Below are 409 nucleotides of genomic sequence, written 5' to 3' on the forward strand. Positions count from 1 at the left end.
GGCTTGCGGACGGCAAACGTATCGCCGCCGGTAATGGCGCTGAAGCGGTCCGAAAGCCCCAGCGTTTCGAGCAGCGGCCGCGCCAGACCCTCCATCTTGTTGGTGCAGACGGCAAAACGCAGGCCGGCGGTCTCAAGCCGGTCGAGGGCCTGGACAAGGCCGGGATAGGGCTGGCTCTTGCCCGGCATGCCGGCGCGGTAATGCTCGACGAAGCGGTCGATCATCGGCTCGAGCTCGCCGTTGCTCAACGGCCGTCCGCGTAGCGCGAACGCGCGCTCGATCATGGCACGGGCACCGGAACCGACGAGGTGGGTCAGGTCGGAATAGATGAGCGGTTCGAGCGAGCGGGCGGCAATCGTATGATTGAGGCTGTCGATGAGGTCGGGGGCGGTGTCGATCAGGGTTCCAT

At 66.0% G+C, this 409-nt stretch carries 1 protein-coding gene; it reads right to left on the minus strand.

Features of this window, described 5'->3' with window-relative positions; genetic code table 11:
* The coding region (locus AC1D0P_RS30750; RefSeq protein WP_477680194.1) for an HAD hydrolase-like protein at positions 1 to 409 on the minus strand (409 nt) is incomplete at both ends.

The organism is Polaromonas sp. P1_G2 (assembly GCF_056405515.1).